The sequence below is a fragment of the Limosilactobacillus mucosae DSM 13345 genome (assembly GCF_001436025.1).
Classification (GTDB): Bacteria; Bacillota; Bacilli; order Lactobacillales; family Lactobacillaceae; genus Limosilactobacillus; species Limosilactobacillus mucosae.
The window spans coordinates 47,632-61,585 of the sequence record NZ_AZEQ01000005.1 but is presented as its reverse complement, the minus strand read 5'-3'; the positions used below and the strand labels follow the sequence as shown (position 1 = coordinate 61,585).

11 protein-coding genes and 1 other RNA gene are annotated in these 13,954 nt (G+C 47.7%); 10 read left to right on the top strand and 2 right to left on the bottom strand.

Annotation, left to right across the window (positions count from 1 at the left end):
• The first annotated feature begins 17 nt into the window (after positions 1–17).
• The 4 genes from asnS (at position 18) to FC47_RS03245 (ending at position 4,512) form a co-directional block, all read left to right on the top strand.
• Positions 18–1,316: an asparagine--tRNA ligase gene (gene asnS, locus FC47_RS03260; RefSeq protein ID WP_006499207.1), complete on the top strand. Its 1,299-nt coding sequence runs from the start codon at positions 18–20 to the stop codon at positions 1,314–1,316.
• A 242-nt stretch (positions 1,317–1,558) separates the two neighbouring features.
• On the top strand, positions 1,559–2,263 hold the full coding sequence (locus tag FC47_RS03255; RefSeq protein WP_006499206.1) for a DnaD domain protein: 705 nt from the start codon (positions 1,559–1,561) through the stop codon (positions 2,261–2,263).
• Between the two features lie 163 nt (positions 2,264–2,426).
• On the top strand, positions 2,427–3,434 hold the full coding sequence (locus FC47_RS03250; RefSeq protein ID WP_006499205.1) for a DUF1002 domain-containing protein: 1,008 nt from the start codon (positions 2,427–2,429) through the stop codon (positions 3,432–3,434).
• 145 nt (positions 3,435–3,579) lie between these two features.
• Positions 3,580–4,512, top strand: a complete 933-nt coding sequence (locus FC47_RS03245) for a DMT family transporter (RefSeq protein WP_006499204.1) — start codon at positions 3,580–3,582, stop codon at positions 4,510–4,512.
• 75 nt (positions 4,513–4,587) lie between these two features.
• On the opposite strand, the gene FC47_RS03240 is transcribed toward FC47_RS03245, so the two are convergent.
• Both FC47_RS03240 and recU read right to left on the bottom strand, forming a co-directional pair.
• On the bottom strand, positions 4,588–6,840 hold the full coding sequence (locus tag FC47_RS03240) for a PBP1A family penicillin-binding protein (protein WP_056967861.1): 2,253 nt from the start codon (positions 6,838–6,840) through the stop codon (positions 4,588–4,590).
• A gap of 18 nt (positions 6,841–6,858) precedes the next feature.
• A complete protein-coding gene (recU, locus tag FC47_RS03235; protein WP_033934870.1) occupies positions 6,859–7,476 on the bottom strand; it encodes a Holliday junction resolvase RecU in 618 nt (205 codons plus the stop codon).
• Between the two features lie 110 nt (positions 7,477–7,586).
• On the opposite strand from recU, the gene FC47_RS03230 reads away from it, so the two are divergent.
• The 6 genes from FC47_RS03230 to glgD all read left to right on the top strand — a co-directional run bounded on the left by FC47_RS03230 (position 7,587) and on the right by glgD (position 13,952).
• Entirely contained in the window at positions 7,587–8,162 is a 576-nt protein-coding gene (locus FC47_RS03230) for an SLOG family protein (RefSeq protein WP_006499201.1), read from the top strand.
• 87 nt (positions 8,163–8,249) lie between these two features.
• Positions 8,250–8,609, top strand: coding sequence for a cell division regulator GpsB (gpsB, locus tag FC47_RS03225; protein WP_174435167.1), 360 nt, complete (start codon positions 8,250–8,252; stop codon positions 8,607–8,609).
• A gap of 30 nt (positions 8,610–8,639) precedes the next feature.
• Positions 8,640–9,016: RNase P RNA component class B (gene rnpB / locus FC47_RS10385), an RNA gene on the top strand.
• A gap of 634 nt (positions 9,017–9,650) precedes the next feature.
• The gene (gene glgB, locus FC47_RS03220) at positions 9,651–11,618 is read left to right on the top strand and encodes a 1,4-alpha-glucan branching protein GlgB (RefSeq protein WP_006499197.1); all 1,968 of its coding nucleotides are present in this window, start codon (positions 9,651–9,653) and stop codon (positions 11,616–11,618) included.
• Positions 11,619–11,653: 35 nt separating this feature from the next.
• A complete protein-coding gene (locus FC47_RS03215; protein WP_039945028.1) occupies positions 11,654–12,799 on the top strand; it encodes a glucose-1-phosphate adenylyltransferase in 1,146 nt (381 codons plus the stop codon).
• Entirely contained in the window at positions 12,789–13,952 is a 1,164-nt protein-coding gene (glgD, locus tag FC47_RS03210; protein WP_039944943.1) for a glucose-1-phosphate adenylyltransferase subunit GlgD, read from the top strand. Before FC47_RS03215 ends, glgD begins: the two co-directional genes overlap by 11 nt.
• Positions 13,953–13,954 lie beyond the last annotated feature (2 nt).

Sequence of the window (13,954 nt, the reverse complement as noted above, 5' to 3'; positions counted from 1 at the left end):
GTTTGGAGGAATTTTTTGTGGAAACCATCAACATTATTGATGCGCCAAAGCACGTCAACGAACGCGTGCGGATTGGCGTTTGGCTGACTGACAAGCGTTCCAGTGGTAAGATCGCTTTCTTGCAGCTGCGTGACGGGACAGCATTTTTCCAAGGCATTCTGCGGAAAAATGACGTAACGCCAGAAGTGTTTGAAATGGCACGGCATGAACTGCGTCAAGAAAGCAGTTTTTGGGTAACGGGCGAGATTCATGAAGATGCTCGTTCCAAGTTTGGCTACGAAATTCAGATTGAAGACATCGAACTGATCGGCGAAAGCGTTGACTACCCAATCGGCAACAAGGAACACGGAATCGACTTTTTGCTTGATCACCGTCATCTGTGGCTGCGTTCCAGCAAGCCACACGCGCTGATGCGGATTCGTGACCGCGTCATTCGGGCTAACTATGAGTTCTTTGGCGAACATGGCTTTACCAAGATTGACGCGCCGATTTTGACGGCCAATGCACCAGAAGGCACGACCGACCTGTTTAAGACTAAGTACTTTGACCGGGATGCCTACCTTTCTCAGTCCGGCCAGCTTTACGAAGAAGCCGGCGCGCTGGCATTTGACAGGGTCTACAGCTTTGGTCCGGTTTTCCGTGCTGAAAAGTCCAAGACGCGTCGTCACCTGATTGAATTCTGGATGATCGAACCAGAAATGGCCTTTATGCACCAAGAAGAAAGTCTGCAGCTGCAGGAAGAATACGTGGCCTACCTGATCAAGGCCGTAATCAAGGACTGCAGCCGGGAACTGGAAGTCGTTGGTCGTGATCCAAAGACGCTGGAACCATTCACGCAGACGCCATACCCACGCATCAGCTATGATGAAGCAATTAAGCTTTTGCAGGATGCCGGCATGGACGTTCAGTGGGGCGACGACTTTGGTTCACCAGAAGAAACCTACCTGGCCAACCACTTCAGCAAGCCGGTATTTGTATTGAACTATCCTAAGTCAATCAAGCCATTTTACATGAAGGGCCACCCAACGCGCGATGACGTCTATGTCTGCGCCGATCTGCTGGCTCCAGAAGGCTATGGCGAGATCATTGGCGGCTCAGAGCGTGAAACTGACTATGACACGCTGGTAGCATCAGCTAAAGAGGCAGGGCTGAACATCGATGACTATCAATGGTACTTTGACCTGCGCAAGTATGGCACGGTGCCACACAGCGGTTTTGGTCTGGGGCTGGAACGTTTCCTGACCTGGATCTGCCTGCAGGATCACCTGCGCGAAGTCATCCCATTCCCACGTCTGTTAAACCGGATCTACCCATAATCGGTATTAGACGCAATAATGTAGCTTAAAATATAAATTAAAGGACCGATGGCAGCGAGTCATCGGTCCTTTTGCTTGGCCTGGATTGGTTAAGTTAATGATCGAACCCGTTTTAAGAGATGAGCGGCATTGCCATGAAGAAGACATTTGAATGAATTGCTGATTGAATGGCTTTGAGACTTGTATAAGTGCAGCCCGTTATTTTAAAATGATTGTTGCATGAATGAAAAAGGGGGATGCTTATGGCGAAGCAGGATTTTTTGTTTTCCTATCTGCAGGCCGGCGAAACTTCAATCAGTAATCTTTTGCTTCATCATTACCGAGAAATCGGGATGACCAGTGGTGAGCTGCTGGTCTATCTGGAATTAAAGTCCTACATCGATCGGGGAATTGAAAACCCCAGCATCACCTGGATTGCGGAAAATCTGCAGACTGATGAGCGGACCGTCTATGACCAGATTCATCAGATGACTGAGCATCAATTGCTAGTGCAGCGAATGAAACGCGATGCTGAGGGAAAAGAAACGGCCTACTATGACTTTTCGCCACTGATCAGTCGTTTGGTTGGTCGTGAGGGACAGATTCAGTCGCAGCAAAAAAACGTCAAGCAGACCACGGCACGTGAAAAACTGTTTGCCGAGATTGAAAGCGAGTTTGGCCGCCCGTTGACGCCAATGGAGATTACCTATGTCAATGACTGGCTGGATAAGGATCATTATGAGATTGAAATGATTCGGCTGGCCTTAAAAGAAGCAGTCGTCAATGGTTCACTGCGGTTCCGCTATATGGATTCAATCCTGATGAACTGGCGCAAGAACAACCTTAAGACGCCCCAAGAAGTCGAACAGGATAAGCAGCGCTATCAGAGTCGCATGGCACAGCAGGGCGGACAGCTGGGCAACCGGCCGATTCCCAACATCCCAATCCTTAAGCTGCCTGATGATTAAGACTCAGCTGACTGCTTGGTGATCATGGCCACGGGAATCAACCGTCTGCTCAAATTCTAATGAGTGCTTGATCTAATCTTTAAGTTTTGGTCAAGACAGCGTTTTTAAAACGAATTCAAGGTATAATTAAGAGGCAAATAATCAGAAAGGCGGTTTGCTAAAGATGAACAAACCAATCAAAATGCTGGCTGGATTGATGCTGGCAGTAACGCTTGCTGGTGCGGCAGCAGTAGCGGCTCCAGCGGTCGTATCTGCTGACACTGCAACCGAGCAGTCAAGCTCATCGTCTTCTACGGCTACGCATACCTTAAGCAGCTCTTACGTGGTTTATGGTGCCGGTGCGCCACAAAGCGTCTATGATCAGCTGAACTCGGTAATGGGCGTGGATTCGTCTTTTAAGAAATTAACGGCCACGGCCAGTGACTACGCTAAATACATCGGCAATGGCACGACTACCGATGCTGCCATGATTAGTTCGGTGGCAATTGCACCAACCGATCCAGGCAGTGGGGTCAAGGTCAACATCAAAAAGTACAACGGTCAAAGCAACATCACTGAGGTTACGGCTCAGCAGTACGCAATGGTTGCTCAGATGGCAGGGGTAACCGACATTACGATCGTGGTCACTGCCAATCGCGCCGTATCAGGTGAATCTGCTTTAACTGGGGTCTACAAGGCCTTTGAAGAAGATGGTCATCAGCTGAACAGTCAAAACACGGCGGCAGCCAACTCGGTTCTGGATGCTACTCAAGATGCCATTGATGCCAATAAGGACGACTCATCCTACCCAGGTAAGCTGATGGCGGCAGTTGGCGATACATCCAAGCAGATTGCTCAGCAAAAACAGAGCAGTGGCGAGCTGGCAACCAAGGCAGATATTCAGGAAATGCTGAACAAGGCCCTGGAAAAACGCGGCATTGCTGATCAAACGACTACGACGCAGCAGGAAAAGATTGCTGGCGCGTTGGTCAACTTCCAAAACTCACCAATTTCTTCCAGCAAGACCTATATCAATAATGTAACCAATACGATCAATAACGTTAAGAATTCAACCGGCAACTTGATGAATAAGGCGAAGAACTGGGCCAACAGTGAAGCCGGCAAGGAAACGGTCAAACAGGCGCAAAACTGGCTGACTAGATTTATTAATTGGGTCAAGAGCTGGTTCTAAACTTAATATAATTAAGCAAACCGTTCGTGAAACTTTCATGAACGGTTTTTTTGCTGAAAAAAAGCATTTTGCCAGAAGAATTTATCCAAAAATGTTAGAATATTTTCTATTGTGATTTGAAATAATTTATGGGTAGGATTTTAAGATGAATAAACAAAAAAATATCGTTAAAGGGATGCTGTGGGCAGGAACGGCCTCAATCAGCTGGGGTGTTTCCGGCACGGTTCTGCAGCTGATCTCACAGAATCTGGCTATCCCTGCACATTGGATGCTTTCAATGCGTACCTCGGCTGCGGGGGCAATTTTATTGATAATCAGCGCGATTTTATACCGCGGTAAGATCTTTAACGTTTTTAAGTCATGGCCATCCGTAATCTCACTGTTCAGTTATGCGGTTTTTGGCTTGATGGCTAATCTCTATACTTTCTATTACGCGGTTCAGACCGGGAATGCGTCCATGGCGACCATTCTGCAGTATCTGTCACCATTGTTTATTGTTTTTGGCGGCTGGTTCTTCCAGCATAGCCGTCCGCTGAAAAGCGATCTCTTATCATTTGTGATTGCCATGGCTGGGGTTTTTCTCTGCTTGACTAAGGGGAATTTTGGTCATTTGGCGATTCCGCTGAATTCATTCTTATGGGGGCTGGGTTCTGGTATTACGGCAGCTTTCTACGTTGTTTTACCGCAAAAGGCTGCTGAAGAAAATTCGCCGCTGGTTGTGTTGGGTTGGGGGACCGCGATTGCTGGGGTCTTGTTTAATCTATACCAGCCATTTTGGGTCAACCCGCCGCACATTACCGGAACACTGGTTGCATCCGTTTCAACAGTGGTCTTATTTGGGACGATTATTCCATTTGGGATGCTGATGCACGCGACCAAGTTTGCCCCTTCAGACGTGGTCAGCATTATGGACGCGCTGCAGCCAATCGTGACGGCAATCCTAAGTGTGATCTTCTTTAAGGAATGGATGAACTGGATCGAAATCTTGGGCATTGTGCTCGTGATTCTGGCCATTTATATTCTGCAAAATGGTCGTCGTAAGGGTCATCTTGAACAAGAATATGATTTGCACTACTAAGCTGTAATTTTGAAAAATACAAAAAGACGATCAGTTCTCAATTTGGGAACTGACCGTCTTTTTGATTATATTGAATTATTGACCAACGGCTGGCTGTGGCTGCTGAGCTGGCTGTTGAGCTGAGCTGGAAACTGCCGGAGCCGAGCTGGAGGCGCTGGAGGCACTTGATGAGCTTTCGCTGGCCGAGCTTGCAGCACCGGAACTGGAGCTGGAAGAGCTGGATTCCGAACTCGAATCAGATGCTGAGGATTCAGATTTGGAATGAGAACTGGAACTAGCTGAGCTGCTAGAGCTGGATGACAGTGCTGAGCTGCTGGTTACGCCTAGTGCCCATTTAGAATCTTTAATAACCAGCTGACGAGTACCGTTTACCGTAACGGCCTCGACCGTGCTTGGCATTGACCAGTTCGTAGCGTGATTCTTGCTGTCAAGATATTGCATCAGATCCTTATACAGCAATTGTGCTGTTGTCTGGTAGGCTTTGGTAATTCCGCTGCCGGCCTGCATTGGATGATCATAGCCAGTCCAGATGGCAATTGAATAGTTCTTAGTGTAACCGGCCATCCAGGAATCCATTTCACCATCGGGATGGCTGGAAGTTGGATAATCCGTCGAACCAGTCTTGCCGGCTTGGTAGACGCCAGAAAGGTAGGCCTTAGTGGCGCTTCCTTGACCGGTAAAGACGCCCTTGAGCATATCAGTGATCATGTAGGCCGTTGCCTTGCTCATGGCCCGCTTGCCGCTTGGTGAGTAGGTAAGCGTCTTGCCATCCTGCGTCGTGATCGAACTGATGTAGTAAGGCTTGTAGTAGGTACCGCCATTAGCAAAAGCCGCGTAGGCAGCCGCAATCTGCAGCGGCGATACGTAGATGCCAATCCCGTTTTGCAGCGTGTATGCCTTGGATTGGGAAATACCCAGGCCCTTTAAGAACTTGGTAGCCCGTGAAATGCCAACGGTCTGCAGCGTTCGAATGGCTGGAACGTTTCTGGATTGAACCAGTGCCTCACGCATCGTCATCGTACCCTTGTATTGGTTGTCAAAGTCATGCAGAACCTTGTTGGTACCAGGGTAGACGAATTTGGTATCTTCAACGGACTTATAGGTTGGCCACTGGAGGTATTGAATAGCTGGGCCATAGTCCATCAAAGGCTTAACGGTCGAACCAGATGAGCGGTCAGTCTGAACGGCACGGTTAAGGCCATAGACAACGTTGCCAGTCTTGCGGCCACCAAGCATGGCAACGATTTGACCATTGTTAGGATCAACGACGGCGACCCCCGTCTGCATCTTGTCGCTTTGGAAGGCTACCGAATTGTTGGCAGCATTGTACAGGTGCTTTTGGGCGCTCAAGTCAAGATTGGTGTGCACTTTTAAGCCGTCTGTGTAAGGGTTGTATCCTTTAGCCACCAGCTGCGACAGAACTTCCTTGACGTAGGAGTCCACCACTTTTTCCTTAACTTGGACGGAATTATCGGAAGTGTTGCCATGGTTAGGATCAAGTCCTTCTTTGATGCTGACTTGCTTAGCGGCGTTGGCCTGACTTTGTGAGATGTACTTGCTGCGAACCATGGCATCAAGTACCTGGTTGCGGCGTTGGGTTGCGTATTTGGCATTGCCAGTTGTTGGGTTGTAGTAGGTTGGCGACTGAGGAATCCCGGCCAGCATTGCCAGCTGAGCCAGACTGAGCTCATTTAGATCCTTGCCGTAGTAGTATTGAGCGGCCGTCTTCATCCCATAGACCCCGTTACCCATGTAGACTTTATTGATATAAAAGCCGAGAATCTGCGACTTGGAAAAATGCCTTTCAACGTTAATAGCCAGCCATGCTTCCTGAGCCTTGCGCTTAAGCGTGCGGTCGGCATCAGAAGTTGAGAAGACGGAAAGCTTGACCAGCTGCTGAGTCAGGGTACTGCCCCCTTGCATGCCGCTTGAGCGATGGGTAATGTCGGCGACGGCAGCTCCCATGATTCGGACGGGATCAACCCCATGATGCTTGTAGAAACGTCGGTCTTCAATGGCAACGACCGCGTTTTTCAAGGTACTTGGAATCTCGCTGCTGCTTGCGTATTCACGCTTTTGTGCGCCCAAGCGTGAGATGACGTTATTATCAGCATCATAAATCGTGGTAGTAGTCTGACTGGCTAATTCATTGCGACTGATCTTGGGCGCGCTGGATGCATAATAGAAAAATACGCATGCCCCGGCAACGACCATTAAAACAAACAGTCCCAAGATCCACAACAGCACGCGCTTGACAATGCTGCCGCGACCAGTCTTTTTCTTACCGGACCGTTGACTGGAACGGCTCGGCCTTGATTGGTTGTTCATTGCTTACTCCTTTTAAAATTAGTGCTTTTTGGCGGCAATCAGCTGGTCAACCGCTGTCAGATAGTGCAAGCGCGGATTTAGGCCATACTGAACTGGATAGCCGTCTTGAATAATAGCGGTCAAGGGAATTGATTTACGTCCGCCATGCAGCTGCCGTTGCCAATATTCAAACAGGCTGGTGGCTGGAAAGACATACATTTGATCGAGTTCGACAAATCTGATCAAGGCAAAACAAATTCCACCCTGATCAACACACTCACGCATATGACGAATCTGATGCTCATGAAAGTTCTTTAATGGAAAAGAGGCCTTATTGCGGGTTTCCTTGGCGTCAAAATCAATGTACCATCCTTTATAGATGCCATTGTAGTCAGTGGTTGAAGGCTGTTTAAAGTAGGCCTCGCGAATAACGGCGGCACTTCTTTTAGGATAATCAACCTTTACCAACTGAACTGGAGTTGGTTTTTTATGAATTACGGCAATATGATTTGCCAGGTAATACTGATTGCTGGCATTGATCTCAGCTTCCAATGACATTCCGCGCTGAGCATAGGATGAACGCAGCGCAACGGATCGAGACTGCGGTCGTTCGTGAACAGCGAGTGGCTTTTGACCACTTGGATAATGAATGCTCATCAGTTTTTCCTCCCCTAACTAGGTGTTATTATACCAGAGTACGAAAAAAACCGGTTAAATCCATACAATAAAATTAATTGCAAACCAAATTCGGAAAGGAACATGATTAGATGAAAAGACTGTGGACGACGGGCTATCGAGCATATGAGCTGGGCGTCTTTGATGAAAAGGATCCCAAAGTTGCGGTGATTAAAGACGTGCTGCAAAAGCAACTGCGCTATCAATTAGAAAGCATGTCAGAGGAGTTTTGGCTGATTACGGGACCACAGATGGGAGTTGAGCGCTGGAGCATCGAAAGCGCGTTGACAATCAAAGCCGACTATCCACAGCTAAAGATTGCCTTGATGGAGCCGTATGCTGATTTTGCCGCACGCTGGAATGAAAACAACCAGGCCAGTTTGGCAGCAATCAAGGCCCAGGTTGATTTTGCCGGTCGGGTCAGTGAGAAGAAATATGAATCGCCAGAACAGCTGCGCGCCTATCAAAACTTTATGCTCCACTATACTGACGGTGCGCTTTTAATCTATGATCCCGAGCGTGAGGGCAAAACGGTCTGGGACTGGCGAGCTATCAATCGCTACCGTGAGCAGAATGCCGATTATTCAATGAGAATGATTGACTTTGATGAGCTGCAGGAAGCGGCTGAAGAATACAGTGAGCGTCTGCGAGAAACAGATGAGGAATAAAATTCAAAATTGACTCTTGCAATAATTTTTGAGTCTGGTAGAATTAGTTAATGTATTACGGATTAAATAAGCAATGAGGTGTTTAAGTTGGATGGCATTAAGTTTACACCGCAAGATATTTTGCAAAAACAGTTCAAAGAAAAAAGCATCGGTAAAGGTTACGACGTTTCTGATGTAGATTCTTTCCTCGATGATGTTATCAAGGACTATGACACTTTTAATAAAGAAATCACGCGGCTGCAAGATGAGAATGCTCGCTTGCGGTCTAAGGTTGATGAGCTTAATCGGCAGGTGGAGGTTGGCTCTTCCATTCCACGCTCGGCAAGCTCGCAGCCAGTTTCAAATGCAACCAATATGGACATTTTGAAACGACTTTCGAATCTGGAACGGCGGGTTTTCGGCTCACAGCTGAACAGCGGCGACCGTGACGATTCTCATTTGCTCTAGTCCGCAAATAAAATTGAAAAAACTAATGCAGGTCTTGGGCGATCGGGCATGATCATGCATCATGTCAGGAAGGTCCATGCTCGCACAGACTGCGATGTCTGTAGTGTTTGTGCTCGCTGAAAAAATAAGGCGGGGCACCGAGTAAATTCGGTGACGGCGGGAAAACCGGCTAAGGCGCAAGCTATGCCCTAGTATCCCTGAAAAGTGCCACAGTGACGAAGCAGGATTGGAAACAGTACTGGTGGAACGCGGTAAACCCCTCAAGCGGTAAACCCAAACTACGGTAGGGGAGCTTTGGATAGCGAATTGAAGTGATTCCAGGGGAGAGTTTTTACTCTGAGATAGATGATTGCCTCGACATCGTCATGACCTGGTGATGGTGTTACGACAAAACATGGCCTACAGAGATCTGCATTACAGGTGCCCGAGTTTATGCTCGGGTTTTTTATTGCCAATTAATGTAAACGTTTTCTTAAAAAGACTGCGGATGAATTACAGGAAGGTTTGATGTTTGATCTCATGCTTGCTGATTTATGATGATTAATCTAGTTACGGCTTGGCTAGACTCTAAATTAAAGACGCAGTAACTGCTTGTCTGTTTGAATGATTGCCAGGCCTATTAATTGATCATATCCAAAATAAAATTATGGAACGATGCATTTTTATAAATGGAACGAACCAAATAAATTAAAAAATATTCATTTAATGCTGATTAAATCTTGAGCGATGTTGTCAAAATTACAATTCAAGGGGCATATGTTGCCAAAAAAACTGAGAAAAAATACTTTTTTGAAACAATTCGCCAAATCTGTATTAAATTACTAATAATATATTACATATTTAACTAAGTTCGTGTTGTTGAAAGTACTGAGTCGTTTTATACTTTAGATAGTTAAAAGCAGTAAACGAAATTTCTTTTGGAAAAGATAGTTGGCTGATTTTGTTAATTAATTTCTAATAATTAATAAAAATTGCTTTTAGCTAATAATTAGCTATTTTTATGCATAAAATTTACATTCGATTTTGTAAAGGGGTGATCAAATGCTGAGTGAAAAAGATTTGTCAGCCTCGCTGCAGGCCTTTGTCGATGGCTCTAATTATCGTGCCCAAGATGTTTTAGGCGTTCATCGCGAAAAGCGTGCGGAAGGTGAGGGATTCGTTTTTCGGGTCTGGGCACCGCATGCTCAGCAGGTTTGGCTGGTCGGTGACTTCAATCAGTGGGATGAGCATTCGCTGCCGATGCAAAAGGATCAATATGGCGTCTGGAGCATTTTTACCGACCAGGCGCAGGCCGGCCAGCTTTATAAGTTTAATATCAAGCAGAGTACCGGCCGCGAAATCATGAAGATTGATCCATTCGCGGTCTGTTTTGAACAGCGACCTGGCGTGGCGGCCCGCATCATCGATTTTCCCAACCGAAAATGGAAGGACGGCTTATGGCGAGGAAGGCAAAAACGCGAGCATCATTTTAATCGTCCGCTTAATATTTATGAGGTGCATGCCGGCTCATGGCGCTTTCATGAAGACGGTACTCCTTATGATTTTAGTGATCTAACGCGCGAACTGATTCCTTATTTAAAAAAGATGCATTACAGTCACGTTGAGTTTATGCCGTTGATGGAACATCCGCTGCCGGCATCCTGGGGCTATCAAATTATTGGCTTTTATGCGCTTTGCTCCAGCTATGGCACTCCCGAACAGTTTCAAGAATTTGTCGAGAGCTGTCATCAAGCCAACATTGGCGTAATCGTTGATTGGGTGCCCGGTCATTTTAATATCAATGATGACGCGCTGGCTTATTACGATGGCACGGCGACGTTTGAATATGAGGATGCCGATCGGGCTAAAAACATCGGCTGGGGGGCCTTGAACTTTGATCTGGGCAAACCACAGGTACAGTCATTTTTGATCTCCAGCGCGCTGTTTTGGCTGAACGCCTATCATGTTGATGGGATTCGGGCTGATGCAATTTCCAGCATCATCTACCTTGACTACGATTTCGGTCCCTGGAAGCCGAATAAGTATGGCGACACGCGCAACCTGGAAGGCTATGATTTTTTGCATAAGGCAACCAAAGCCATCAAGCTTGAGCATCCCGAGTCGTTATGGATCGCGGAGGAAAGCTCGGCTGGCGTGCAGGTTTCCGGTCGAATCGAGGATGGCGCGCTGGGCTTTGACTATAAGTGGAACATGGGTTGGATGAACGATACGCTGGATTTTTACAGCGAGGATCCAATCTATCGCAGCTTTGACTTCCACAAACTGACCTTCTCGTTTATGTATCGCTTGGCGGAAAACTTTATCCTGCCGCTGTCGCATGATGAGGTGGTTCATGGCAAGCGCAGTCTGATGAACAAGATGTGGGGCGATCGCTATAAGCAGTTTGCCCAGCTGCGGAATCTGTATGTCTGGCAGATGACGCATCCAGGCAAGAAGCTGCTATTTATGGGCGGCGAGTTTGGCCAGTATCTCGAATGGAAATATGATGCGCCACTGGAATGGGTTGACCTAAAAGACCCATTGAACCAGTCGATGCAGCACTTTACCGCGGTTTTAAACGGCCTGTATCATGACAACCCATCGCTTTGGGAACTGGATACTAAAGACAGCGGATTAGAGATCATTGATGCCGATAATAAGGATCAGACGGTCTTGAGCTATATTCGGCATGGTAAGCGCAAGCGTGATTTTTTGATCGTGATTCTGAACTACACGCCGGTTGAACGACGCGGCTTTAAGATCGGCGTTCCTTACGCGGGTACCTATCATGAGATTCTCAATACTGAAATGAAGGAGTTTGGCGGCACCTGGACTCGAAATAATCCTGCCTGTCATACCAAGTCGGATTCATTTAAGGAATATGAGTATACGATTGAAACCACGGTACCGGCATTGGGGGCCTTGATTCTGAAACCTGGCAAGGATGTTAAGATCGCGCGTCGCAAGCCTCGACCAAGAAAGCAAGTTAAGCCAACCAACAAACAACAGCAGCAAGCGGGGAGCAAATAGAAAGGGGTGTTGGATGGAGCCCACCATCCATGATTATGAATGATGAAATGTTAGGGATTGTATTGGCCGGCGGTAAGGGAACTCGGCTGGGCAAGCTGACGCAGAATCAAGCCAAGCCTGCCGTACCATTTGGCGGCCGCTATCGAATTATTGACTTTACGATGAGTAACTGTGTCAATTCAGGCATTCGCAATATTGGCGTAATCACACAGTATCAGCCCCTGGTTTTGGATCGGCACATTGGTAATGGGGCCAGCTGGGGATTGGATCGTTTGGACTCTGGCGTGACGATCCTGCAGCCATACTCCAGTCCAGATGGCAGCAAGTGGTTTGCAGGAACGGCGCATGCCATCTATCAAAACATCGACTATATCGACAGTATCAATCCAAAGTATCTGCTGGTCTTGTCCGGTGACCACATCTATAAGATGGACTACAGCGACATGCTGCAGCAGCATATTGACAACGGTGCCTCTTTGACGGTAGCCGTAATCGACGTGCCGTGGGAAGATGCTTCGCGGTTTGGCATCATGAACACAGATGAGCATGATCGGATTACCGAGTTTGTGGAAAAGCCGGCTGAGCCAAAGAGCAACCACGCCTCAATGGGAATCTACATCTTTAACTGGGCCCGGCTTCGTGAGGTCTTGGTCAACAACTTTACCAAAAACGACAATATGCTCGACTTTGGCAAGAACGTGATTCCATACTATCTGGACAGCGGCGAGCCGGTCTACGCCTACCGCTTCTCGGGCTACTGGCGGGATGTTGGGACGATCATGTCGCTTTGGCAGGCTAACATGGAATTTCTGGAACCAAACAACGGCCTTAACATGCAGGATCGCAGCTGGCGGATCAATTCCCGCAGTCCACTGGCGCCACCGCAGATGCTGACTGATACGGCGGAAGTCTCACAGTCGATGATCGTTGATGGCTGCTACGTGGCTGGTAAGATTCAGCACAGTATTCTGTCAGCCAATGTTCGGGTCAAAGAAGGCAGTCAGGTGATCGACAGTATGATTATGCCAGGTGCCAGCATCGGTCGCGACGTTACGATTCGGCGGGCAATTATTGGCGAGAATGCCGTGATTGGCGATGGCGTAACGATCGATGGCGGAGATGATGACATTGCGGTAGTCGGCAATGGCGAAACGTTAGGGGGAACCTCAAATGAAGAATAATCAAATGTGTGCAATCATTGTCGACGAGCTTAATGATGATGCCTTAAAGCCATTAACCAACGAACGACCACTGGGAACGCTGTTTTTTGACTGCAAGTACCGTTTGATCGACTTTGAGCTGTCCAGTGTCGTCAATGCCGGGATTCGTAACGTTCAGCTGATTGAAGACGAAGACAAGGTGCGGTCCGTCTTTGATCACCTGGGCGGCGGTCGTGAATGGGGACTGGATGCGATCGGCTCCTATCAATACGTCAACTATTTCCAGGACAGTGAAAACAAAAAGGCCGCTGGCGAAAAATATTTCAACAACACGATTGAGTTTTTGGAAAAATCGCACACCGCCTATACGGTCATCATGGGGACGCGGATGCTTTGCAATCTCAATCTGCGGGCAGCTTTAAAGATTCACAAGCAGACCGATAAACCGCTGACGGTAATCTACAGTCGAACCGATGCCGATGAAATTGCCGCTTACGACAACATCTTGAGTTTTGACAGCCTGGGCAACGTGATTACCTGCGATGAGTTTGCCAAGCTGTCTGATCAAACAGGAATCTTCAACCTGTCGATGAACGTCTACATTGCTGATACGCGTTGGCTGATCGACGCCCTGCGCAAGGGACAGCAGCTGGATGCGCCGGCTCAGCTGGACGACTTTTTAAAAGCGCAGCTGCCTAAGCCGGGATTGGCAGGCGGCTATGAATACGTTGGCTATCTGCAGAACATCTATGACCTGCCAAGCTATTACCAAGCCAACAAAGACATGCTTGATTCCAACAAAATGAACGAGCTGCTCTATACCAATCAGCGCATCATCACCCGGACGCGCAATGAGGTTGCTACCTACTATGACAGGCACGCCAAGGTTAAGAACAGTCATCTGGCAACCGGCTGCGATATTTACGGTACGGTTACCGACAGCTTGATCTCACGGCGCTCAGTCGTTGATCCAAAGGCTGTCGTAACCAACTCGATCGTGATGCCAAATGCAAGAATTGGTCATGATGCTGAGGTTCACTGGGCAATTCTTGATAAAAACGTGGTCGTCAAACCGGGCGTCAAAATCGTCGGGACTCCTGACAACATTTTGGTAGTGCCCAAAGATACTCGGGTTGAGGCTAATTTGAGCAGTACGGAAGAAGAGGCGAATTAATC